Here is a 24,286-nt window from a genome sequence, read left to right as displayed (position 1 = left end):
TACCCTAAGGCTTCCTCAATGGGAGCCTTCTTTTTCTGCTATCCTCTTACCTCTGATGTACGTAAACGACTATGATGCATCAATCCTCGCCCTTTCTCACCAGCTTAAACATTCGGATATAAAAGGACACTGTCATTGCGATACTGCACATAGAAATAATGAACAGTAAGAAACAAATAATAGCTGTTACACCGCTATCTATTACACGGTTTATCATGAAGCTGGCAATAGTCAGAATAGTGGTCACCAAAGCCATCTTAGGAATAAATGAAGAAGCACGCTTCAGTTTATCCTGCTTCGTTTCCACATCCGTGTAAATTGGTGCAGCATCTCTTGGAGCTACAAAGATATACATTCCATAAGAACTGCACACAAGTGTCCAGCCTGCGTGCTTGAACATATCCAGATACTCTTGTTCCTCTGCTTCATCCAGGGTGCGGTAATCGATCATGTATTGTACCTGTTTCGGTTCCCCGCGGACAAGTCGGTAGCCCATGAAGGCAAAATCCTGTAAATGCCAGCCTTTGGCTGCCTGTTTGGCAAGCTTCTGCATATCCTCTTTTTCCGAAAAAGCCAGTCCGCCTGAAGATATATACTTTCGTTGTCTCATTGTCCCTTCCTCCCCTTCGTCTGCAGTACAATTGTCGCCAGGTCGAGCATCCTGCTCCGCCTTTCAACTTCCTCTTCCAACTTGGAAATACCAGCAGCAGTCGTAACATAGGTTTTGCGCCTCGGCTCGCTTTCAGGTTCAGCTTCAATCAAGCCGGCATCCAGCAATTTCTTTATGATGGTATACAATGTTGCAGGCCCTATCTTAAACGTCCCATCTGTTTCTTCTTCTACGTACTGCATAATGGCATACCCATGCCTGGGCTCCACTAATGCGACTAGAATATAGAAAACCGGATCTGTCAGTTCTTCCAGCGAATTTCCTTTAGCCATAACACCCATCCTTTATATCCATATATGATATATCACTTATGGATATAATATTGCATTTGGAAACTGTTGGCAATAGGTATAAATATTTTTTATAAGGCTGTTTTCGTAAATATTGTTGCTATTGCTAAAACAAAAGAAAACTCGCATTTGAAAATTGCGAGTTTTTGTTATTTAAAGATTTGCTTCTTCAACTAAAGCACCTGTCAATTTAGTCCAAAATCGTGCTCCGTTGAGAAAGATCTGCGGTTTTTTTTACATATTCCTCTATATAGTCTTTATCATTACCATTTAGTTCATTTGGCAAGTTATCCGTTGCAAAATACCTCATATCTTTCGACTCATTATAATCAATCTTCATATCTCCACTGAAATTTTTGGTGTAATAAACGGCTGTTGCAGAATATAATTCATCACCATTAGGTACTTTTAAATAAGAATTTGAACCAGAGTGTACATTAAGTAACTTTAGATTTTCAACTATTAACCCTGTTTCTTCAAATACCTCCCTTTTTGCCACCTCTTCAAAACTTTCTCCTAAATCCATTAAACCACCCGGTAAGCCCCAATTTCCATCGTGTCTCTCTTGCAATAAAATCTCATTTTGCTTATTTACAATGATAACAACTGATCCAGGTAAAATAATTGGTCTATGACCCACATACTGTCTTAGATATTTGAAGTATTCCATTAGGATTCCCCCTCGATTATTCCGTCAACTGTCCCAATTGCCGAACAAAAGCAATCCGGATTCTCCCACTAACCAGCCCTGTTAGTTAAACAGGATTATTTTCATTATTCTAATTTTAACACAAGCCCTTAAATTCGGTAAAAAACAACAATCTACGCGAAAACAACTTTTATAAAAAAAGCAGAGCATATCTGCTCTGCTTTTCAGGTTATCTGGATTTAGAAGTAAATAGCTTCGGAATATCCGATACAAACCTCAACGGCATACCATTGACAGGGTGTTTAAAGTTCAGCTTGCGTGCATGCAGGCAGAGGCGTTTGATCGACCGATCCTCCGCTCCATACTTTTTGTCCCCTGCAATCGGATGTCCGATATCTTGCATATGGACACGAATCTGGTTTTTCCGTCCTGTCTCCAGGCTGATTTCCATCAATGTAAAATCCTTATTCCCTTGAAGTACCTGATAATGTGTCACTGCCTTCAATCCGTCGTTCTCGTACTTACTGGAATACATTTTATGTGTACTTGTTTCCTTCAGCCAGGAGGTAATGGTTCCTTCTGACTTAGAGACGTCGCCTTCAACAAGAGCAACATAAGCCCGCTCCTTCGTTGTTTGCCACGATTCCTGCATTATCTTTTTAATTTTCTCCGATCTAGCGAATACCATCACACCGGATGTATCGCGGTCAAGACGGTGAACGACAAATATCTTATTATCACTGTGCTGCGCTTTGACATAATCAGATAGCTGACGGTAAGCGGTATTTTCTTTTTCATTATTGGAAGCGATTGACAACAGTCCAGAAGCTTTCTCGATAACAATGAGGGTGTCATCTTCATACATGATTGTTATGCCCTGAAGCGGTGCTGCTTCTGTTACTGTATCTGTACGGATCGTCACTTCCTGACCCGGTCGCAATTTGTCATTGAATTGTGTGGAAACACGACCATCAATGGAAACCTGGCCGCGGGCCAAGATAGATTTCACTGAATTACGGCTCTTGCCTACAACCTTTAACAGGAAAGGTAATAGTTCTGCTTCTTCTGTTACGTTATATACTTTCGGCTTCGCTGGCTGGAACCCACGAGAGCGCGGACGTTTATTTTTCATAATTAAATCCTTTCTATGCCATTCGTTATGGCGTCATTGGTGCATCTCTTCATCTTAATTGTTCTGGATTGGAAATACAAGCACTGCTCTTGAAGATAAAGGAATTTTATACAGATTCCTATACATTTTGTCCAAAAAAATATAAGATGAACAGTATAGAACAGCAGGAGTGAGATCATGAATATTGATGGATTGGAGTCATTTCTTGCAGTTGTCTCCAATAAAAGTATATCCAAAGCATCAAAAGCATTACATATTACACAGCCTACTTTAAGTACAAGAATACGGAAACTGGAGCAAGAACTCGATTTCGTGTTATTGAAACGCAGCTGGGACGGAATCGAACTGACAGAAGAAGGATATTTTTTCCTTCCCTATGCGATTGAGCTTCTTGAGGAACTGCAGGATGCATCATTTGCGCTCACTGGTGATAACAAGATCAGCTATCAGCTGCTGAGCAGTATTACAGCTGGCAAAGATGAATTGCGGATTGGAATCAATATATGGCTTGCACCGGTATTCAACCACATTATCATCCCCTACATGCAGGAGCACTTCCCGCACATTCCTTTTAAATTCATTACAAGACCGACGAATGTCTTGAAGAAGCTTTTGGAATATGGCAGCATTCAGCTTTCCATCCATTACGAAAACAGAGCTAGGACTCCGTTCCTTTGTGAGCCGCTACTCCAAGACGAATTAGTCTTCGTTTGTCATAAGGATGATGCACCAATTTTAGACGGGAAGCTCGCAAATTCAAACAAGCTCGATAAGAAATTGATCGTCTTCGAGCACGCAGCATTGACTAATAATTTGGATAAAATCAGTTCTCTTTTAGGATTAGTGCAGGCAAAAGACTATCAGATGGTCGATGATGTTCAGAACATGCTTGCTTTTGTAGAAAGCGGACATGGATTTACGGCACTGCCGCGATCCATCTTGTATCATATAAGCGAGCAGCGAATGCCCAATATTGTCATTCTGCCAATAGACGATCTGAATCATACGGCTTCAGTAGCAGTAGAATATCGGGAAAATTGCCGATTCCAGGAGCCGATCAGCGGTTTGACAAAGGAATTGAGACGATTCGTCCAAATCATGTACAAGGAAAAAGAGCTAAGCGAGTGATTCGCTTAGCTCTTCTCTTTTGATAAAAGTATCCCTGCCGGAACGTTTCGCCTCGTAAAGGGCTTCATCCGCTTGACCGATGAAATAGGATAGCTGAATACCGTTTGAAATAGCAGCACTATATATACCAATACTTACAGTCACCTTATCTGCTACAGGTGAAAAGGCATGGTCAATACGGAGTTCCTGGACCGCCTGCCGAATTGCTTCAGCCAGCTCGTCCAATGTCTCTGACGGCTGATCGAAAACAGCAAGTACGAATTCCTCGCCGCCATATCTGGCCCAGCCAGCTGTCGGAATATTTGTTGTCTGATAGACGCTTTGCGCCAAGACGCAATACCTCATCTCCCCGGAGATGTCCATAATGATCGTTATAGCTTTTAAAGGCATCCACATCCAGCAGGAATAAAGCAAGCTGCCGTTCTCGCTCATCCGCCAGCTCAGTATTGATATAGTCCTGGAAGCCCCGTCTATTTGGTACACCAGTCAATTCATCCAGCATCGCTTGTTGCTTCAGCTGCTCGTTCATCGCTTCGTTCTGGGCGATCTGTGCTTCCAATTCCTCATTCATCTCAGTCAGCAAAAGCTTATTGTAAAAGTTTGCAGCGAACCCTTTATACAGCAGCTGCGACGCCAGCCAGCAAAAAAAGATGAAAACAGTAAGATTCGTATAATGACCAGACAGTATATTGTCCGACTGCTGGTAAATAGGTAAGCCAACATAAAGAAAAATAACGTTCGGAAGAGCAAGCAAGAGATAATGCTTACCGTTTGCCAAAAATAACGTCGATACACACATATAATTGACCACAAATGCCATGACATGACCGTAATGGAGCTGATCAAGCAGTGTCACCATCGCCCCCCAAGCAAGGAACAGAAATACAAAGAAATGAGCCGTGATCATTCTATAACTAGTTGAAATCTTCTTTTTCCCCATTATGTATATACAAAGCAAGTAGATTGCAGCTGCACTGAATAGTCCGAGATACAAGCCTACATATAAATCAATTCCACCTGGAAGCTGCCGCACAAGCAAAATAGCTTCAAAGATCAAGATGATGATGGCGAACAGTTTCGTCCTTTTCCAATTTTCCTCTAAGACAGTTTCCTTCAGCTTCTGTTTGTTTTCCTTAGGAACAGACGGCAGTGTAAAGGCATGTTTTATACCCATCCTTCTCCTCGTTTCTCCATTGAATGAGCTTATTATACAGAAAATAAGACTTTTAGCCTAGCAGATTTCCAGCTTAATTAATTAGTATGTTGACAATTTTCTGAATTTAGTTTAGTTTTTATTAATATTCTTACATAAAATTGGAGGCAGATGTACATGTGGAGTGAGATCAGTAGCAACCCTGTCATGATCACCCTTTTATTAATTGCTGTATTAGGCTTAGGAGAACTCATCTCCATCTGGACAAAAGCACGCATCCCGATGCTGCTATCAGCTTTGCTTCTCTATGTTGGTCTCTTGTGGGCTGGAATTATTCCAAATGGACTTATGTCGGAATCCGTTATTACCGCATTCGGATCCCTGATTGTTGCACCATTCATTGTGCACCTTGGTACACTTGTTCCTTTCTCCTTAATCAAAGGACAGCTGAAGCCTATCCTGATTGCACTCATTGGCTCTCTTACTGCGGTAGCACTTGTCTTGGCGATTGTTCCGTTGTTCTTTGATTATGAAACTGCAGTAGCTGGTGCAGGTCCGGTTGTCGGCGGAATTGTAGCATATCTTGTTACGAGTGAAAAACTGACCGAATTAGGATTATCCAGTCTTGTTATCATCCCAGCACTGGTATTGAGCATTCATAAGCTATTCGGTATCCCGCTTGCTTCCTTCTTCTTAAAAAGACATGCAATCATTGTGAAACAGCAAGTACAGGCTCGCCTGCACAGCGGAGCAGCTTTGGAAAAAGGCGAAGTGACAGAAGAACGGCCGAATAAAGTAGTCAAAGCACAGAACGAACGCAAATTACTTTTGCCGGAAAAGTACCAAACATCCCTTATTTTCATCCTGCAGCTATATTTAGGCAGTGGCATCGCTGTCATCCTTGAAGCTGTCACAGGCGTCAACTACACCATCTTCTGTCTGATCATCGGGGTTATCGGTGCCTATATCGGCTTCTATCCCGCAAAAACGATGGAAAAAGCAAATGCAACCGGCATCGCTATGATTGCAGTTATCTTTATCGTTATTTCTTCCATGGATGATGTGACACCAGCAGCATTGGCGAGCTATATTCCAGAAATCTTATTGATTTGTGTGCTCGGTACAGCTGGCGTAACGATTGGAGGATTATTAGCTTCCAAGCTGCTTGGAGTAGGTAAATATCTTGGCATGCCTGTTGCACTGACAGCACTTTTCGGATTCCCCGCGGACTACATCCTTTGTGAGGAAATCAGCCGCGAAGTCGGGGACACGGAAGAAGAACGGGAGGCCATCATGAACGAGATTGTGACGCCGATGCTTATGGGTGGGTTTACGACAGTTACAACTTGTTCAATCCTCATTGCCACTGTTTTGATCGGAACTCTGAACTAAGAAATAAAGGAGAATTATATGAACGCATCTGCATTAAAAGATTATATAGAAACAAACAAACAAGACTTCCTGGACCAGCTGTTCACCTTGCTGCGCCAGCGGAGCATCAGTACACAGAATGACGGTATCGAAGAATGCGCTGAACTATTGAAAGGGATGATGGAGGAACTTGGGATCCATACAAGAATCATCCCTACAGCCGGCCATCCTGTCGTCTACGGAGAATTGATCAAGGATCCGGAAGCTTTCACTTTGCTTATTTATGGCCACTACGATGTTCAACCACCCGAACCTTACGATGCGTGGGATTCCCCTCCATTCGAACCCCAGATCCGCAACGGCAAAATTTATGCCCGCGGTGTGGGCGATAACAAGGGACAGCTGATGGCGCAGCTGTTCGGTGTCAAAAGCTACTTGGCTACAGTCGGCGAGCTGCCCATCAATATTAAATTTGTCTTTGAAGGAGAAGAAGAAAAAGGCAGTACAAATCTAGCAGCCTTCGTGGAAGAGCATAAGGAATTGCTGCAAGCGGATCTTGTCTACACATCTGACGGTCCATCCCATAATAGCTCTTCCCCGCTCGTACTGCTTGGGGTACGCGGGATGCTGTCCATTCAATTCGATGCCAAAGGAGCAGATCGTGATAATCATTCAGGCAACACTGGGAATATCGTTCCCAACCCTGCTTGGAAGTTGATTGAACTGATGCATACGATGCGTGATGCTGACGGTCACGTCAAAATTGAAGGTTTCTATGATGCGATCCGCCCGTTTACTGCTTATGAGGAACAGCTGCTCACAAAGCTCCCTTATGACAAAAAGTCCTTAGGTGAGAAAATCGGCTATCCCGAACTGGCCATGGACGGTCCATCCTACTACCAGAAGATGACTGGCGAGCCCACTTTCAATATCTTCGGAATGGAAAGCGGCTATACAGGTGAAGGAACGAAAACGATCATCCCTTCTACAGCCCGGCTCAAAATGGACATCAGGCTTGTAGTGGATCAGGATCCAAACGATATCTTTGAAAAGATTCAAAAACATGTTCAAACCTATGCGCCTGATGTAGAGGTTACATATTTGGGCAGCATGCAGCCATCTCGCACAAGAGCAGAGCTGCCGATTGTGCAAAAAGTTATCAGCGCTGTCGAGAATGCTTACCAAACAGACCCGCTCATCCAGCCGAGTATGGGCGGCTCCCTTCCGGATTATGTGTGGACGGGGATTCTCGGTCTGCCATCTATCATCGTGCCATATGCGAACTTTGACCAGCATAACCATTCGCCGAACGAGAACCTTGATGTGGATTACTTCTTGAACGGCATCAATTGTACAGCTCACGTTATCCATACACTGGGGAATTCTAAGTAGCAACAAAGCCATGCCTGCTCAGGCATGGCTTTTAAAATATTTACAACCATATATGAGAATCGACTGCCTTGTCTAATAAGAATTAACCTATCTCCTGCATTAAAATGAAAGCGCTTTAATAAAAAGGAGAGGAATGGTTATAGTGAAAAAATGTCTGTTATTGCTGCTCGTCCTGCTGCTGACATTCGCAATCCCCTTCTCTGCCGATGCCAAGAAACTGCCTAAAAGGCAAATGGAATATTTGGAACGTGGAGCTGTTGCCGTTAAGACGGAGGATGGTATTTTCTTAAGCTGGAGATTCCTCGGGAACGATACGAAGAAAACCTCCTTCCATATTTATCGTGACGGTAAGAAAATCACTCGGAAACCAGTGAAACACAGCACGAACTTCCTCGACAAAGATGGCACTGCGGAAAGCGTCTATCGTGTAGAAGCAATCGGGAAAGGTGTGGACCAGGATAATATCAAAGTATGGCAGGACAATCAGCTGCATATTCCCCTCAAGAAGCCAGCCGATGGCAAAACACCGGATGGAAAATCTTATACTTACAATGCCAATGATGCCAGTGTCGGTGATCTGGATGGCGACGGCGAATGGGAAATCATTTTGAAATGGGATCCATCCAATGCGCAGGATAATTCCCGCTCTGGCTACACTGGCAATGTCTTCATCGATGCTTATGAAATGGATGGAACCCATAAATGGCGAATTGATCTTGGCAAGAATATACGTGCAGGTGCTCATTACACACAAATGCTCGTCTATGATTTTGATGGTAACGGAAAATCCGAGCTTGTCGTCAAAACAGCTGACGGTACAAAAGATGCGCAGGGTAAAGTCATCGGAGACCCTGACGCTGATCATCGCAATGCATCGGGCTATATCCTCGAAGGACCAGAATATTTGACCGTCTTTGAAGGTAACACAGGCAAGATCAAACAAACAATCGACTACGAGCCAGCCCGCGGTGATATTTGCGATTGGGGTGACTGCTACGGAAACCGAGGCGATCGCTTCCTTGCCGGAGTCGCGTATCTGGATGGCAAAACGCCGAGTATCATTGAAGCCAGAGGCTACTATGAAAAGACAGTCATTGCAGCATATACCTATAAAGATGGAAAACTGAAAAAGCAGTGGATGTTCAATAGTGAAACGCCTGGAAACGAAGCATATGCACAGCAGGGTAATCATAATTTGAGTATCGGAGACGTGGACGAAGACGGCAAAGATGAAATCATCTATGGCGCAATGGCGCTGGACGATGATGGAACTGGTCTCTATTCAACCGGTCTTGGTCACGGAGATGCCATGCATCTTAGCGATTTAGATCCAAGCCGACCAGGGCTTGAAGTATTCCAAGTCCATGAATCGTACCCGAATGAAGCAGGTATAGAGTTCCGCGATGCTCGGACAGGAGAACTGATCTGGGGCATCCCGACAAACATAGATGTTGGTCGCGGGCTTGCATCTGACATCGACCCTCGCTATCCTGGAGCCGAAATGTGGGCAATTAACGGGGCTTGGAACAGTCCGACAGGAGGACTTTACGCTGCTTCAGGGGAGAAAATATCAACGAACATCCCTCCTGCCAACTTTGCTATCTGGTGGGACGGCGACTTGACTCGTGAGATTCTTGATCATACTTTCGATGAAAGCATCCAAACTGGCACTGGCTTGATCGGAAAATGGAACCCGGAGACAGAAAAATTGGATACTTTACTTGATGCAGAAGGAACTTATTCCAACAATGGAACAAAAGGGAACCCTGCGCTCCAGGCTGATTTAATCGGTGACTGGCGTGAGGAGGCCATCTGGCGTACTGAGGACAGCAGCGCTCTCGTCCTTTACACGACAACAGACATGACCGAAGAAAAACTCCCTACCTTGATGCATGACCCTGTTTACCGCTTAGGCGTGGCTTGGCAGAATGTTGCCTATAACCAGCCGCCGCACACAAGTTATTTCTTGGGAAATGATATGAAACAGCCAGAGATGCCGAGAATTGAAGTAACAAAAGCTAAATGATTGCTGTTTAGAGTACAGGAAACCTCCTGTACTCTTTCATTTGCCTCCTCTGATAAGAACACGGAGTAGGCAACAGCATAGGATAAGATATAAATGCAGCGAAGGAGAAGAAAAAATGTATTATAGAAATCAGTCCCACTATTACGGGTACCCAAGTCCAAACGATTGGCGCAATTATCAGTGGCAGCAGCCAATACACGATCACGGAAATTCACCATATGTTGTCGACATCGAACAAGCTACAGAGCATAATCGCTTCTTCCGGACAGCTATCTGGACTGGAAAGCACCTCCAGGTCACTTTGATGAGCATCAGACCAGGAGAAGATATCGGTTTGGAGAGACATCCGAATGTTGATCAATTCCTACGCATTGAATCCGGTCATGGGCTAGTTCAAATGGGTCCTAGGAAAGACTACTTAAACTATCAGCAATATGTTCAAGATGATTTTGCCATCTTTGTCCCTGCTGGAACCTGGCACAACGTTATAAATACCGGTCAAGCCCCTTTGAAGCTGTACTCAATTTACGCTCCGCCTGAGCATCCCTACGGCACAATCCACCGAACCAAAAAGGAAGCCATGGCCGCGGAATAGCATAAAAAAAAAGACCCACAGCTGTGGGTCTTTTTTTATTAGCTATACGGATATTGTCTGCGATCGTGCTGAATGCTGATCCATTTTGTCGTTGTGAATGCATCGAGGCTCCACTCGCCATTCAGGCGGCCAAGTCCGGAGTTCTTCACGCCGCCGAATGCGACTGTCGGTTCATCATTGATCGTACCATCGTTGATGTGGATCATACCTGTATCCATTTGTTTCGCAAGCTCCGCACCGCGCTCCACATCTCTAGTGTGGATTGCGCCGCTCAAGCCATAGTCACTGTTATTTGCATAAGCTAGCACTTCTTCATCACTTTTCACCTTCAATATGCTAACGACCGGGGCAAACAGTTCTTCGTTTGCAAGTGTCATATCTGGTGTCACATCGCCAAATACTACTGGCTCGACAATGTTTCCTTCAACTTTACCTTTGATTAAAGGTGTTGCACCTTCTTCGATACCCTTCTCAATCAATGCTACCGTCGTTTTCACTTGCTGTTCATTGATAAGAGGTCCGATGATAGTACTTGGATCTTTCGGATCACCGCAAGTAAGCGTGGAAACCTTTGCCAAATACTTTTCAACGAATTCATCATACACATCTTCATGCACAATCAGACGGTTGGCAGACATACAGATTTGGCCTTGGTGCGTGAAACGGCTGAATACAGCTGCACTGACTGCAAGTTCCATATCTGCATCCTCTAAAACCACCAATGCACTGTTGCCGCCAAGCTCCAAATGCGCCTCTTTCAAATTCTTACCTGCTACCATTCCGATATGTTTACCGACTTTAGTAGAGCCTGTGAAGGAAACAGCACGCGGAATCGGATGCTCTACGAAGTTATCACCGATTTCACTGATTTCTGTCACAATCACATTCAGCAAGCCCTTCGGAAGGCCAGCTTCCTCGAAAAGCTTCGCAATCATCGTACCGCCAGTAATTGCTGTATGCTCATGCGGTTTCAATACAACACCATTACCAGCTGCCAATGCAGTCGCAACAGACTTCATGGATAGGAAGAATGGGAAGTTGAATGGGCTGATAACACCAACAACTCCAACCGGCACACGATACACACGGTTTTCCTTGCCATCAATCGGTGACGGAAGAATTTGGCCGTTCATGCGGAATGGGAATGTAGATGCTTCCTTGATGATATTTGTAACGAGACCAATTTCGAATTCAGCCTTCAGTCTTGTACCGCCAATTTCCTCAATGATAGTCTCAACAAATGCCTCATGATTCGCTTCAAGATAAGCAACTGCCTTTTCAAAGACAGCACGCTGTGCTACCGGGTTCGTTTTCGCCCATTCTTTCTGAATCCGGGCAGAAGCTTCATACGCCTCATTCAAATCATCCAAGCTGGCTGCTTGATAAGTTGCGATAAGCTCACCGTTATATGGATTGCGGTTCTCCATTTTCACGCTGCTCTGGCCTTCACGCCATTCTCCGTTAATATACTGACTGTTCAAGTGCTTGAAATTTTCCATGTTGGTCACCTCTATTATTCTTTGATTGAGATATTCTCTTTTGCGAGATTTGCCAGAGTTTTCACATTTGCATTGATTTCTTCCATCGTTGCTGTCAGCTCTTCAATAGCAGCTGATTGTGTATCTGACTCTGCATTTGCTTCTTGAATGGAATTGCTCAGCTTACCGATGACAGTTTTAATTTTCTCGGTAATCTGATGAATCTCGGTAACCTGGTCCTTGGACCCAGTTGCCATCTTGCGGATTTCATCTGCAACTACACTGAATCCGCGGCCCTGTTCTCCAGCTCGTGCAGCTTCAATAGCAGCATTGAGACCAAGCAAGTTGCTTTGATCCGCAATACCTTTAACTACGTTGGATACTTCCTCGATTGTATCTACGCTTTCGGTTACCTCAGAAGCTTTCTTGGATATGTAATTCATGCCTTCTGCCAAACCTGAGATGGATTGCGCCATATCCTGAATTGTTGCTGTCACATCGCCAATAACGTTAGAAAGGTTTGAAGCAATCGAGGACAATTGATTTGCACTATCAATGCTCAAACCGACTCCAACACCGCCGATTACATTCCCTGCTTCATCGTGAAGCGGAATAGCCCGGGCGATGATACTGACACCAAAAAGCTCTTCCGGAACGACTGCATATTGATTCTTATTCTGCCGGATTGCCGCTGTTACGATATCCCCATCCATCAATGGATCTCCGGGTGTAACATTCAATGAAAAGGTCTTAGCCGGGAAATTGATAACCAGCTTCTCTGTGTTATATATACCAATCGTGACATCTTCATTGATTAGATCCTGCAAGAACGGCCCTATTTTCACGAAGGCGTCCAACATTGGATGCAATGCCTGTTCCGTTTGCTCATGTACTTGCATACTCATGACATCATGCTCCTATTTATAAAATTTCACTCTATTACTATATATCGACAATATTCCAGATTTGTAAAGTTAATTGGTAGAAATGGTATATGGATAGCCAAATATCCACAAGGCATTATTCACTATGCAAGCAACAAAATGGTTAAAATTTCGTGTTTAATAGACTTTATGACCTATCACAATAGAAGAGGTGATCAGCATTCAGGCTAGTGTTCATATTGGCAGACAGCAAACAATAAATGTAGGTGTAAGGTTTATTGGCTTTTGCTTAATCAATTGTGGACTTGCTTGATCAGTATCAGAAGAGATTATTTCTAGCGTGTCTTTATTAAAAAAAGTATTCAGCAAATTTCCCAGCCAAGATTCTTCTGCTATTGGTATCTCAGCTGGTATTGCGTTTCGGAAATCTTCTGTAATATATTTTCCATTTGTTTCTTGATACACAGGATCCGAACTGCAAATAAAAATATCTAAGTTCTTGTTTTTCATAGAAACGGATGAATTAGGGTCTGATGAGGCTTCAATGCATGACAAGAGAGGAAGATACAGCAGCATATAAGATATATCGTAATAGAAAGAGACTTGACCTTCATTGATGACACCCCTTTACGCCTGATACCATTAGCATAGCAGAACAATCGGCAGTCTTAGTGTAAATTTACACAAAAAAGCCAGCTGAATGAGCTTCCTCATCAGCCAGCTTCTTTATCTTCTTTTCATTCCTCTTTTACGAGCTTTTATGATACGCCAATATCCTATCTGGAAAAGAACCACTCCTATGACGATGATTACTATACCAGTACTAATCGCAAGCATATCATCAACTCGCCAGAACAAAATCAATAGAATACCGACGATTTCCATCAATACTCCAGCTATAAGCAGCCATTTGTTCATCCTATTTCCCCTCCTCTTTACATGAGGTCCCGAGGGTTAATGATAGCAAGAGTTTGGTGATCCTGCCACTTTCCATTAATTTTGACATTTTGCTTGGCGATACCTTCCTTATGGAAGCCTGCTTTTAGCAGCACCTTGATAGAACCGATATTATGCGGCATGACACCTGCTTCTAACCGATGGAATTCCAATTCTTTAAACGCAATAGATACTACTTGGCGGACTGCCTCTGTCATATACCCTTTTCCGTTTTGTTCCTTATCAAGGAAATAGCCGATCCAGCAGCTCTGAAGATTCCAGCGCACAACCTCCGACAGCATGATAATACCGATTATATGTCCATCCAATAGAATGACAAAAGAATATCCAGTATCCTCCGCGGCAGAAGTAATAGCCCTATCAGTACGCTCCCGTTGTCCCTCCAAAGTGTAAAAATGATCATCACGGCTACCCGTATATAGCTGAAAGAACTCCTTATTACGCAGTTCCAAAGATAAAAGTTCTGCAGTATCCTTTTCTTCGACTAACCTCACTTCAATCACTTCTGCTCCCCTCGCCTTCTCAACATAACATCCCAATCTTCCCCTGCTTCGCGGAATCCTAATGTTCGATAAAGTGATATGGCACGATAATTCTGCTTGGTCACAACCAGATAAAATGTTTCATAGCCTTGTTGACCCAACCCCTGCTCACTATACTGAATCAAGTTTGTGGCTACTCCTTTACCTTGCCATTCAGGAGCAGTGACTACATAAGCAAGCAAAGGAAAACTGCGGTAGATTGTCACCATCGTAACACCGTTGATACCTTCTGCAGTTTGAGAGAAATAAGAACATGAAGGCAGGAATTCACCGTACTTTCCATCAATTACAGCCTGTATTTCACCTAGATAGGCGCTCATGCTGTCATATTCCGCATCTATTGTATTGCGAAAACCCTTATGAAAAAGAGCAGCTAATGCCGTTTTGCTTTGCTCATTAAAAGGATGGAGACCAGTCTGCTTTCTCTCGGCAAACATAATGTTTTTGCACATAATCACCCGCCGCATCACTTTAAATCCGCTTCTCATAATAAATCAATGTAGCCCGTTCATTTAATGGCTGTACCCTACCAGTTAGCTGATATCCTATTTTCTCATACAAATAACAGTTACCCCTTTCTTCCCGCAAAGTAGCCAAACACCAAATCCTTGCATCCGAAAACATGGTCTCTATCAGCTTAAGAACATACTGGGCAATTCCTTTTCCTTGGTGGCTGGGATGAATGAAGATTGGACTAATCCAGTAGGTTCCTGGTTCTTTCGAAAAAAGACAAATTGCGCCCGCAAATTCCCCTTCTGTTTTTATCTTGTAAAATCCACCGTCGGTTCTGTTAATACGGGCTATTGTACGTGACAGCGGCTCATTTGCAGGGTTTGAGCCCATATCCTGATATTTATCAAGCAGAGGCTGAAAAGCTGCTACCTGGCATTCATGGATCAGCTCCGCATCAGCCACTGTCGCTTTATGTAATGTGATATGCATTCGCTTACCTCCTTTCGAGAAATGGGAACCAATAATATGACCAGATTTCTAGCAAACTCTCAGGTCTTTGGTTCTGATTTTTTCAAGATTGCTACAGTCTTAAGTCCCATCAAGAAAGCCCATATACTGTATACAATCAGCACTCCCCATTCCAACCATTTCAAATGACGTACATCTACACTTGTCATAAACACGAGGAAGGTGAACAATATAATTGCATCAGTATAGTTAAATTGTTTTATCATGGTTATCTCCTTTTGCTAATACTCTTTTTTCCGCCCGAAGCGAAGTATATAGGCAGTCAGGGAAAGTACAATAGCCGCACAAATAAGCAAATCCGGTATCCATAGTACATATCCGTCCAGATTGGGACGAATACCTATCATATAAATACATGCAAACACCCAAAATCCTAGTTCCTTCAACACTTGGATCGTCCGCAACTTGCAACTCCTCCTAAAAGATTGTACCTTTTATACGGTAATAATATGGAAATAGTTTCAATAATTACTCTATTCCAATAAGCTATTCGGTTAATTCACCATATGAGATACTAGAAAAGCCAGAAAGGAGATGTTCCATGTACGCTTATTTCAATTTTGCTGATGCAAAGGGACAGACACAGCATCGGCGCTTTACAGAGCAGCATACATTGCTGTCTGCACACTCAATAGATGAAGTCATTCCCTGCCTGGAGCAGGTGCAAGCATATACAGAGAAGGGATATTATGCTGCCGGTTACCTTTCCTATGAAGCCGCTGGAGCATTTGATCCAAGCTATATTACTGTTCCAGATTCAAAGCTGCCCCTTTTACAATTCGGTATTTACAAAGCCTTTCATCATGAACAGCCCGAATCAATAGATGAAGTACCAAATAAGCTCAATTGGCAGCCGGCAATCCCCAAAAAAGCATATGAACAAGCTATCCAGAAAATAAAAGAGGAAATCGCTGCAGGCAATACATATCAGACGAATTTTACGATGCGTCTGCGCACAGCATTTGCAGGTGATCCTGCTGCTCTTTTCCGCCAAATGCAGCGGGCGCAGTGTGCTGATTACACTGCCTATCTTGCTTGGGAGGATGCTGCCATTCTATCTGCTTCTCCTGAACTATTTTTCCGCTGGGATGGAGAGCGCATCATCACAAAGCCGATGAAAGGTACGATCAAACGCGGGCTTACGTACGCACAGGACCTTGAACAGCGGGAAATTCTAGCTGCATCTGTAAAGGACCGCGCTGAGAATGTCATGATTGTAGATTTGCTTCGTAATGATATCAGCCGGGTTGCAAAGCTTGGTACAGTACGTGTTCCAGCTTTATATACTATTGAAAAATACCCGACAGTATATCAGATGACCTCGACTGTGGAAGCAGAAACTGTCCCAGGTACAACAATAACCGATATCATGCGCGCCCTCTTCCCGTGCGGCTCAATCACAGGCGCCCCGAAGGCGAGCACAATGAAAGTTATTTCGGACCTAGAACCGGAACCACGCGAGGTCTATTGTGGTGCTATTGGCTATATTGAGCCCGGTGGTGAAGCTGTTTTCAATGTGCCGATCCGTACTGCAATCATCTCCAAATCAGAGAAACAAGCTACCTATAGTGTCGGCGGCGGTATCACCTGGGATTCGACTGCTGAGGGTGAGTATGAGGAAGCTATTGCCAAATCCTCTGTGCTGCAGGAGCAGCTTCCAGATTTCAAGCTGCTGGAAACAATCGCATATTCAAATGGTCGTTTTACGCTGGAAAATAGACATATTCGCCGTCTGCTGCAGTCAGCAGATTATTTCAGCATCCCGATTGAAGAAGCAGCTGTCCGAAAGCTCCTGCACCAACATCAAATCAAGCACTCGGGAGCATCACACCGGGTGCGTCTTTTAGCTGATTCGAACGGAGAGCTTGAGCTTTCCTACAGTGAAATGCCAGCATTGATGGAAAATAAACAGAGATTTGCTTTGGCTGCGACACCAATAGACAAGACCAATCGATATTATTATCACAAGACAACTTATCGTAAAGTGTATGAAGATTACAAGATAGACAAGCCTGACGTGTTCGATACGCTGCTTTGGAATGAAGCTGGTGAACTGACCGAATTCACGATTGGCAATCTTGTCATCGAGCAGGAAGGCAAACTATTGACGCCTCCTGTTGCCAGCGGTCTGCTGCCAGGTACGTTGCGGGAAGAATTAGTGGAAAAAGGAACGATTCAAGAAGCTGTCTTGACGAGATCTGATCTTCAAACTGCTTCTCGTATCTGGCTGATCAACAGCGTTCGTGGCTGGGTAGAAATGGAGCCCGTCCATTAAGGACGGGCTGTTTTTCTCGCTTTCAAAATAATGAAGGAAGGCCGGCGAAGCTCATGCTCTATCCGCGGCAGCTGAGCAATTGCCTTTTCACTTGGCATTGGCTCGGTTATTTCTTCGAGACTGAAACCATTTTGTATCAGGCCATTGCATAGCGCAGCAATCGACCGATGATAATAAACGACTCCATCCACATACCATTTCGCTTCACGTCGCCCTTGCTCCTGATAGTTGTCTACTGCGAAATGAATCCGGTTCCCTTCTGCATCCGTACTCCATTTGTTTCCTTCTTTTCTGGCAGTCACGATTGGATGCTCGGTGGAGAACAACAAAATACCGTCTTCCTTCAAAGCGTCATGGATGGACTGGATGACTGCTTCGTAGTCTGCAACATAATGCATGACAAGCGAACTGACAGCAATATCGTAACTATCTATTGTCATTACTGCATCCTCTAATGCTGTTTGAACATATTCGATTGAAGGATGACTATTCCTTGTTCTTGCCTCCTGCAGCATTTTGCTGGATGGATCAATGGCTGTTACATGCTCAGCTCCCTGCTCCACACAATACTTAGCTAAATCACCCATGCCACAGCCAATATCCAGGACACGCATGCCCTTCAAGTCAGGCAGCATTCGTTTTATCTCTGGCTGCTCTAGGAGTTCATTGTAATTCACCGGATCTTCCCGCAAAGCTTTGTAATTCTCAAAAAATACTTCATTGTCATAAATATTCTGCTTCATCCTAACGCCTCCTAATCTATAATCGAATACTATTTCATTTTGGCATCAAATAAAAAAAATACTAGACTTATAATTCTGACTTTTGTATCATTTAGATTGAGGCGTACCTTCTTTAAGGTAATAAAAAAGATCACCTATGTGATCTAATTAATTCTTCTCTTTTAGCTTCTCCATCTCTTTTTTCATCTGCTTTTTCATCTGTTTGAACAGCTTTTCCCGTTCTTTCTTTACTGCTTTTTTCACTGCACGTGAGACAAGCTTCTCCACATCCTCTACAGTTACGTTCATTATTTTCTCTGTTTCCGTTTTTTTCTCCTTCGTTTCGGTATGCCCGGTCAGCTTCTGGATTGCATCTGCAAAAGTCATTTTTTCTCCAAGTAATTTCTTTAGCTCTTCAAATGTAGTGATATCCTGTTCTGCATAGATCCGCTGCCCTTTTTCATTCCGCTGAAATGGATAATGTGCACTTTCCAATGCAATCGCCCATCTTCGCAGCGTCGAGGTTGTCACATCCAATGAAGCAGCCAAATCCTTTGCCGTATACTGCATTTCTTTTTCAGACAAATCCATCCCCCCTTGCTTTATGTATAAATGGAAACACTTTCCTAAAGTATACTATAGGAAAGTTAGAATCCAAAGCACAGATAAGCTGATCAAGGTTTAATCTAGTAATCTGAGGTATTGCCGTACAGACCAGGCTTGGTGCTGATGAAATAATCTGCTTGCTGCTTCTTCAGGGGTCAGCCAAATCAATTCATGATCCTCTTCCATTGGTCCACTCTTCTTTACGCCCAGTGAACAGCTGTAGAAACTCCCTATATTTTGTATATATTGGCTGCCATCTCCAGACTTGAAATATTGAGTCCCTTGACATAAAAAAGCCGGCTTGTTAATTGTGTAGCCGGTTTCCTCAAGCATTTCTCTTTCCAGACATTCTAATTCGTTCTCGCCGTTCTCTATTCCTCCTCCAGGCAACATTAACAAGTGGTCATTTTTTAACCGAATCACACCTATTTTTCGGGATGGGTCGTACAGTATTCCGTAAACAGCTCGTCTCTCCACATAATGTTTTCCTAATACCTTATTGCCAAACGCTCGCATACGTATCCCCCTTTGCTTCCGTACACGAAAGTATACAGTAAAAAGAAAAGCCCACAAGGGGCTTTTCTCATGATTTGGATATACGTATTGTCTTTATTTCATATGGAGTGAAGGATAATTCTATACTCCCTTCCTGAGGGCTTTGGTATAAGTTTCTTTCCCTCAAATCACATTCCTCCCAGAAGCTATATTCGAACTCTGGCTGTATTGCCACCTGCTGTGTGCCGCCCGTGTATTCATGCAGACGGATGATGATGTCGTCATCATCTTCAGCTTTCTTAACGGCATCCAGCTGTACATTCGGATTATCTATAGAAAATAGTTTTGCTCCGTCTTTGTCATTTACTCCGCTGTAAACCTGGAAAGGCTGATTCAGCTTCCATGCCTCCTGTACCGTATTCGCCTCTACCCATCCTTTCTCATGGGGATACAGAGAATACGTAAATTGATGTCGCCCTTGATCTTGTTCGATATCTGGCGCGATCGCCGATTTGATCAATGACAAGCGAATGGTATGATCTTTGATATCGTGTCCATACTTGCAATCGTTAAGCAGACTGACGCCATAATTTTGCTCCGAGAAATCGACCCATTGATGAGCGACAGATTCGAACCTGGCTATATCCCAGGACGTATTCCAATGTGTCGGCCGTTTGACGTTGCCGTATTGGATATCATAAGTTGCTTCTGTTGCTCGAATTCGGACAGGAAAGGCTGTTTTCAATAATTGCTGCCGCTCATGCCAATCTACCTCTGTCTTAAAATCTATTACTTTCCGATTGCGATAGAAGATAATATCCTGATGAATAATCGAACTGCCGTACTGCCAGCTTGCTTCTATCACAAGCTGCAGTGGTCCCGCTTCCTTCAACGTAAAATCAAGCAGGTTCGTGATTTCCTTCTTTTTCTCCTGATAAAATAGATCGATATCCCAAGCATCGTAATCCAGCGGCTTATCCTCAAACACCTGAAACACATTTCCATTCTCTGACTCAGCTAGCACATGACGCTTCGCTTTTCTATCGTATAGCGACTGAAGCTGGCCATATTCATTAAAGCTGGCTTCATAAAATGGTGTCACAAGCTCCCGATTGTTCAGTTCGAACCATTCATTTTCTGGTTCTGGAACTTTTTTGTCGGTTCTTAAATGAACCTGTTTACTTCCCGTCCCCGGAACAGCTGGCACATCGACAAACCATCCAGCTTTGTGTTTTTGTGCCACCAAAGCCTTGCCATTTTCATCCTCCCACACACCTTCATCCTCGGTCTCTATCTTAACGATACCATCCAATTCCCAGGATGAGGAATTGACAATACTCCATGTATGCTTTTTATCTGTAATCAAATCATCCGCGGCATCTTTCTGCAGAGATTGAAGCTTTGCATATCCATCCTTGTATTCCTTCTCACTATCTTCATACACTTCCCGAATGGAAGATCCCGGAATAATATCGTGGAACTGATTACGCAATACCGTCCGCCATACCTCTTCCAATGTTAGAGAAGGATACTTCAAAAAGTCTTCTGTCTGGATCGCTTTCCACACATGGAGGAACTCCGTTTCACGCAGCTTAAGCTCCATCCTGCGGTTCATTTTTTTATTATAGGCCTGGCTCGTGTACGTACCGCGGTGATATTCCAGGTAAAGCTCTCCATCCCAGACTGGCATGAACTCTGATGTATTCTGGGTCTGATCATGCAATGATTCAAAATAACTCTTAACATCGCCTGTTTTAACATTAGGCAGTCCCGGCATACGGTCCAGCCTTCTCCTCATCTCAAGCATCGTTCTGTTCACTCCGCCACCGCCATCTCCGTAGCCATAGGACAATAGCAGTTCCTTCGTGAGTGCTTTATTTTTATAGTTATCCCATGTACCTGTTACGGTATCTGGCAGGATTTGACCATTATAAGTGGCGAACCACGTATTTTCACGAGGTGATGGATCTGGTGTCGTGATAAATTGGGTCAATACTTCACTTCCATCTAATCCCCGCCATGTAAATGTATCATTTGGCATCCGATTGAATTGGTTCCAGCTGATCTTGGACGTCAGGAATGTATTGATTCCTGCCTTGCTGAGAATCTGAGGCAATGCCCAGGAATAACCGAACACATCCGGCAGCCAGAGGTAGTTCACATCTTTTCCGAATTCCTCTTGGATGAACTTAGCACCCTGAAGGATCTGACGCACCAGTGATTCACCAGAAGGCAAGTTACAGTCTGCTTCCAGCCACATCGCACCGTCCACTTCCCACTGACCATCAGCGATTCTTTCTTTTATCTGGGCGTACAGTTCCGGGAAGTCTTGCTTTACATAGCTATAGAGCTGCGGCTGTGTTTGGAGAAATTTATAGTCGGGATATTTTTCCATCAGACGCAGAACTGTCGAAAAGGAACGGCCAGCTTTTTCCCTTGTATGTTTCAAACGCCACAGCCACGCTACATCAATATGGGTGTGCCCGATACAGCGAATCGTTAGTGGGGAATCGCTGTCAAGACCATCCAATTCTTTTTGGAGATAGTCGTTTGCTTCATAAATAGAATGATAGAATGTTTCACTTCCAGGGGAGCTCCAATCAATTAACCGGATAGTTTGGTCTAACAGCGACAAGAGCTGAACCCGCTCTGCAGCATTTTCGTCTAGTACACGGATCGTTTCAAGAATGGCAAAGGCCGTATAATACAAATCATCCGTTTGCTCCTCGAAAATGGCTAGCTCAGCCCGTTTTATTTGATGCTCCTGCTCAACCCTTTTGCCGCCTCCTTCCAAGCCGGACCAGAGACGAAATGCCAAGTAGATAGAATCTCCATGCCAGTCGTCCTCAAAGAAAAGCTCCTGATGATTGGAGTCCACTGCTTGATACTGGACATTGTTCACATAGCACTGTGATTCAAAGCCTGAATTTCCTCCACCGCCAGTCTTGCCAAAATCAAATACACCCACAACCTGCTTTCCTGACCACTCCTCAGGAAGAGAAATTTCCTTAGCCAGCCAAAGATAACGATCCCGGCCTTTCCAATGGTCACCTACATGCAGCTTCTCCTTAAATTCGTCCAAACCAGGAACATTAGGTGCCACCTTTTTCTCTCGATCCTCCAATGCTAGAAAATGCTGCAAATCACGCGGATCACGATATCGGTATTTCTCCAATTCTTCTATTCTTCTTTCCAGCTGTCGTTCTTTCAAACTCAACATACTTACACTCCTTTAGCCCTTGGATGCTCCGCCGAGACTGAAACCCTTGGACATGTATTTTTGTGCAAAGATATAAAGAATAATAGACGGCATCGTGTACAGCATGGAGAACGCTGCTAATTTGCCGTACTCGATAATGCCGTAGTTTCCGAAAAACTGGTACAGTGTCACTGACGCCGGAAGTTTTTCCTGTGTCTGCAGCAAAATATAAGGAACAAAGAAGTTTCCCCAGCTGCCTGTAAATGTGAAGATTGCAATGGTGAAGATTCCCGGCAGCATTAACGGCCCAACCACTTTGCGCATGCTCGTCAGCACCGATGCACCATCCACCCATGCAGATTCCTCCAGTTCAATCGGCACCGCATCCATGAAATTCTTCATCATCCAGATAGCATAAGGCAGACCTGATGCTGCTAGGAAGATCGTCGTGAAAAAAATGGAATCCTGGATGTTCAGGAAGAGGAACAGCTGATAGACTGGCACCATAACTGCCGTGATCGGTAAAGACGTCATGAATAAGATAGTAAGAAGGAATGAACGCTTGTAACGCAGCCTGTACCGAGAAAGCGGATAAGCAGCCAATCCAGCAACAATCACGACAATCGTTGCCTGCCCAAGCGAGATGAACAAACCAATCGCAAAAGACCGGATATTACTTGGATCTGACAGAATGGCCGTAAAGTTATCCAGCGTCCATTTCTCCGGCAGCTTGATTGCTTGGGTTGCCTGCTGATCGAAGGAAGCGAATACGAGCCACAAAAAAGGCAGTAAGAAGCAGATAGCTAAGAAGATCAGCGCCAGATAGTGGATTACTAATTCTTTTTTCGATACCTTCATTCTGCATCCCTCCTCCTTATAGTTTTACTTTCATAAAACGCATGTACAGCAGACTGGCTATCGTCCCGATAACAAGCAATACGAGAGAAATGGCAGTACCATATCCGAATTGGTAATTTACAAATGCTTGATTGTACATGAATATCGGCAGAATCTGTGTAGCATTGCCTGGTCCCCCTCCTGTCATCGTGTAGATCAACGTAAAGACGCCGAGCGTCTGCAAGGTTACCAGCATCATATTGGTTACAATCGAGCCTTTGACAATTGGCAGCGTCACACGGAAAAATATTTGCCAGCGGGATGCACCGTCTATGACTGCAGCCTCTTGCACCGATTTTGGCACATCGTCCAATGCCGCTTGGAAAACCATCATTGAAAAGGCAGTACCATGCCAAATGTTTGCGATGATGACACTTACCATCGGGAAGGTGAATAACCAGGTGATTGGCTCAAATCCTATGCCTTGCAGGATCGCATTAAACGTTCCCGCATCACTCAGGAAAGCTACCCAGCAAAAAGCTACGACAATCTCTGGTGTCACCCAGCCAGCAATCACGATCACACCGATGAATCGGCGAAAGCCGCGTCGCTTCTCCTTCATTAACAATGCAAGGATCAATCCTAAGACAACCTGTCCGATTACGGCAGAGAAAAGTAAGAAAATAAGCGTCCGGAACACGCTTATTCGAAATTCAGGATCTTGGAACATATTGGCGAAATTTTGGAATCCGATAAATTGAATGTTGGCTGCATCGGTCCCTGTAAGTGACAAATTCGTAAAAGCAAAGCCGAAAGTCAGTAACATCGGAGTTATGAAAAACAATAATAGAAGAATCCACGACGGAGACAAAAAAAGTATCGCTTTTCTATGCATACATATTCG

At 43.9% G+C, this 24,286-nt stretch carries 27 protein-coding genes; 6 read left to right on the top strand and 21 right to left on the bottom strand.

Annotated elements, in window-relative coordinates:
• Positions 1-79: 79 nt before the first annotated feature.
• The 4 genes from CHH91_RS11210 to CHH91_RS11195 form a co-directional block, all read right to left on the bottom strand.
• A complete protein-coding gene (locus CHH91_RS11210; RefSeq protein WP_095223521.1) occupies positions 80-610 on the bottom strand; it encodes a DUF2812 domain-containing protein in 531 nt (176 codons plus the stop codon).
• The gene (locus tag CHH91_RS11205) at positions 607-942 is read right to left on the bottom strand and encodes a PadR family transcriptional regulator (protein ID WP_095223520.1); all 336 of its coding nucleotides are present in this window, start codon (positions 940-942) and stop codon (positions 607-609) included. The genes CHH91_RS11210 and CHH91_RS11205 overlap by 4 nt, the downstream gene beginning before the upstream one ends.
• Before the next feature lie 208 nt (positions 943-1,150).
• Positions 1,151-1,630 carry an NUDIX hydrolase gene (locus CHH91_RS11200; RefSeq protein ID WP_095223519.1) on the bottom strand — a complete coding sequence of 160 codons (480 nt, stop codon included), beginning with the start codon at positions 1,628-1,630 and terminating at the stop codon, positions 1,151-1,153.
• A gap of 208 nt (positions 1,631-1,838) precedes the next feature.
• A complete protein-coding gene (locus tag CHH91_RS11195; RefSeq protein ID WP_095223518.1) occupies positions 1,839-2,741 on the bottom strand; it encodes an RluA family pseudouridine synthase in 903 nt (300 codons plus the stop codon).
• Between the two features lie 177 nt (positions 2,742-2,918).
• Between CHH91_RS11195 and CHH91_RS11190 the strand changes: the two genes are divergently transcribed.
• Entirely contained in the window at positions 2,919-3,869 is a 951-nt protein-coding gene (locus CHH91_RS11190) for a LysR family transcriptional regulator (RefSeq protein ID WP_095223517.1), read from the top strand.
• Here the strand turns inward: CHH91_RS11190 and CHH91_RS20570 are convergent.
• Together CHH91_RS20570 and CHH91_RS11180 are read right to left on the bottom strand one after the other, a co-directional pair.
• Positions 3,858-4,169, bottom strand: a complete 312-nt coding sequence (locus CHH91_RS20570; RefSeq protein WP_286160767.1) for a diguanylate cyclase domain-containing protein — start codon at positions 4,167-4,169, stop codon at positions 3,858-3,860. The genes CHH91_RS11190 and CHH91_RS20570 overlap by 12 nt on opposite strands.
• Positions 4,078-5,043 (bottom strand): GGDEF domain-containing protein, encoded by a 966-nt coding sequence (locus CHH91_RS11180; RefSeq protein ID WP_095223515.1) that lies wholly within the window; start codon positions 5,041-5,043, stop codon positions 4,078-4,080. Before CHH91_RS11180 ends, CHH91_RS20570 begins: the two co-directional genes overlap by 92 nt.
• Positions 5,044-5,199: 156 nt before the next feature.
• Between CHH91_RS11180 and CHH91_RS11175 the strand changes: the two genes are divergently transcribed.
• From CHH91_RS11175 to CHH91_RS11160, 4 genes are all read left to right on the top strand, one after another.
• Positions 5,200-6,414: a hypothetical protein gene (locus tag CHH91_RS11175; RefSeq protein WP_095223514.1), complete on the top strand. Its 1,215-nt coding sequence runs from the start codon at positions 5,200-5,202 to the stop codon at positions 6,412-6,414.
• Between the two features lie 18 nt (positions 6,415-6,432).
• Positions 6,433-7,785 carry a M20/M25/M40 family metallo-hydrolase gene (locus tag CHH91_RS11170; RefSeq protein WP_095223513.1) on the top strand — a complete coding sequence of 451 codons (1,353 nt, stop codon included), beginning with the start codon at positions 6,433-6,435 and terminating at the stop codon, positions 7,783-7,785.
• 133 nt (positions 7,786-7,918) lie between these two features.
• A complete protein-coding gene (locus CHH91_RS11165; protein ID WP_176465763.1) occupies positions 7,919-9,811 on the top strand; it encodes a rhamnogalacturonan lyase in 1,893 nt (630 codons plus the stop codon).
• Positions 9,812-9,926: 115 nt separating this feature from the next.
• The gene (locus tag CHH91_RS11160; protein WP_095223512.1) at positions 9,927-10,406 is read left to right on the top strand and encodes a cupin domain-containing protein; all 480 of its coding nucleotides are present in this window, start codon (positions 9,927-9,929) and stop codon (positions 10,404-10,406) included.
• Positions 10,407-10,444: 38 nt separating this feature from the next.
• On the opposite strand, the gene CHH91_RS11155 is transcribed toward CHH91_RS11160, so the two are convergent.
• From CHH91_RS11155 to CHH91_RS11115, 9 genes are all read right to left on the bottom strand, one after another.
• Complete coding sequence (locus CHH91_RS11155; protein ID WP_095223511.1) at positions 10,445-11,905, bottom strand: aldehyde dehydrogenase family protein; 1,461 nt, start codon at positions 11,903-11,905, stop codon at positions 10,445-10,447.
• Positions 11,906-11,919: 14 nt separating this feature from the next.
• Complete coding sequence (locus tag CHH91_RS11150) at positions 11,920-12,789, bottom strand: methyl-accepting chemotaxis protein (RefSeq protein WP_286160760.1); 870 nt, start codon at positions 12,787-12,789, stop codon at positions 11,920-11,922.
• 213 nt (positions 12,790-13,002) lie between these two features.
• Positions 13,003-13,344: a hypothetical protein gene (locus CHH91_RS11145; RefSeq protein ID WP_141234156.1), complete on the bottom strand. Its 342-nt coding sequence runs from the start codon at positions 13,342-13,344 to the stop codon at positions 13,003-13,005.
• Between the two features lie 150 nt (positions 13,345-13,494).
• Positions 13,495-13,686, bottom strand: coding sequence for a hypothetical protein (locus CHH91_RS11140; RefSeq protein ID WP_095223509.1), 192 nt, complete (start codon positions 13,684-13,686; stop codon positions 13,495-13,497).
• Between the two features lie 17 nt (positions 13,687-13,703).
• Positions 13,704-14,264 carry a GNAT family N-acetyltransferase gene (locus CHH91_RS11135; protein WP_286160759.1) on the bottom strand — a complete coding sequence of 187 codons (561 nt, stop codon included), beginning with the start codon at positions 14,262-14,264 and terminating at the stop codon, positions 13,704-13,706.
• Positions 14,225-14,719, bottom strand: coding sequence for a GNAT family N-acetyltransferase (locus tag CHH91_RS11130; protein WP_176465762.1), 495 nt, complete (start codon positions 14,717-14,719; stop codon positions 14,225-14,227). Before CHH91_RS11130 ends, CHH91_RS11135 begins: the two co-directional genes overlap by 40 nt.
• 19 nt (positions 14,720-14,738) lie before the next feature.
• Complete coding sequence (locus CHH91_RS11125; protein ID WP_095223506.1) at positions 14,739-15,209, bottom strand: GNAT family N-acetyltransferase; 471 nt, start codon at positions 15,207-15,209, stop codon at positions 14,739-14,741.
• Positions 15,210-15,268: 59 nt separating this feature from the next.
• The gene (locus tag CHH91_RS11120) at positions 15,269-15,454 is read right to left on the bottom strand and encodes a hypothetical protein (RefSeq protein WP_095223505.1); all 186 of its coding nucleotides are present in this window, start codon (positions 15,452-15,454) and stop codon (positions 15,269-15,271) included.
• Between the two features lie 15 nt (positions 15,455-15,469).
• Positions 15,470-15,652, bottom strand: a complete 183-nt coding sequence (locus tag CHH91_RS11115) for a hypothetical protein (protein ID WP_095223504.1) — start codon at positions 15,650-15,652, stop codon at positions 15,470-15,472.
• Between the two features lie 137 nt (positions 15,653-15,789).
• Here CHH91_RS11115 and pabB point away from each other — a divergent pair, with 137 nt between their 5' ends.
• Positions 15,790-17,523, top strand: a complete 1,734-nt coding sequence (pabB, locus tag CHH91_RS11110) for an aminodeoxychorismate synthase component I (protein ID WP_095223503.1) — start codon at positions 15,790-15,792, stop codon at positions 17,521-17,523.
• Here pabB and CHH91_RS11105 read toward each other — a convergent pair.
• The 6 genes from CHH91_RS11105 to CHH91_RS11080 all read right to left on the bottom strand — a co-directional run bounded on the left by CHH91_RS11105 (position 17,520) and on the right by CHH91_RS11080 (position 24,277).
• Positions 17,520-18,266: a class I SAM-dependent methyltransferase gene (locus CHH91_RS11105; protein ID WP_095223502.1), complete on the bottom strand. Its 747-nt coding sequence runs from the start codon at positions 18,264-18,266 to the stop codon at positions 17,520-17,522. The genes pabB and CHH91_RS11105 overlap by 4 nt on opposite strands.
• Before the next feature lie 147 nt (positions 18,267-18,413).
• Complete coding sequence (locus tag CHH91_RS11100; RefSeq protein ID WP_176465761.1) at positions 18,414-18,830, bottom strand: MerR family transcriptional regulator; 417 nt, start codon at positions 18,828-18,830, stop codon at positions 18,414-18,416.
• Between the two features lie 96 nt (positions 18,831-18,926).
• On the bottom strand, positions 18,927-19,367 hold the full coding sequence (locus CHH91_RS11095) for an NUDIX hydrolase (RefSeq protein ID WP_095223500.1): 441 nt from the start codon (positions 19,365-19,367) through the stop codon (positions 18,927-18,929).
• A 67-nt stretch (positions 19,368-19,434) separates the two neighbouring features.
• Positions 19,435-22,563 carry an alpha-mannosidase gene (locus CHH91_RS11090; protein WP_095223616.1) on the bottom strand — a complete coding sequence of 1,043 codons (3,129 nt, stop codon included), beginning with the start codon at positions 22,561-22,563 and terminating at the stop codon, positions 19,435-19,437.
• A gap of 15 nt (positions 22,564-22,578) precedes the next feature.
• The gene (locus CHH91_RS11085; RefSeq protein WP_095223499.1) at positions 22,579-23,403 is read right to left on the bottom strand and encodes a carbohydrate ABC transporter permease; all 825 of its coding nucleotides are present in this window, start codon (positions 23,401-23,403) and stop codon (positions 22,579-22,581) included.
• A gap of 16 nt (positions 23,404-23,419) precedes the next feature.
• Complete coding sequence (locus CHH91_RS11080) at positions 23,420-24,277, bottom strand: carbohydrate ABC transporter permease (protein WP_095223498.1); 858 nt, start codon at positions 24,275-24,277, stop codon at positions 23,420-23,422.
• Positions 24,278-24,286 lie beyond the last annotated feature (9 nt).

The sequence above is a fragment of the Virgibacillus sp. 7505 genome, from assembly GCF_002272135.1.
Classification (GTDB): domain Bacteria; phylum Bacillota; class Bacilli; order Bacillales; family Amphibacillaceae; genus Terribacillus.
Note: the sequence above shows the minus strand (reverse complement) of the source record. Positions and strands in the feature narration are given on the sequence as shown.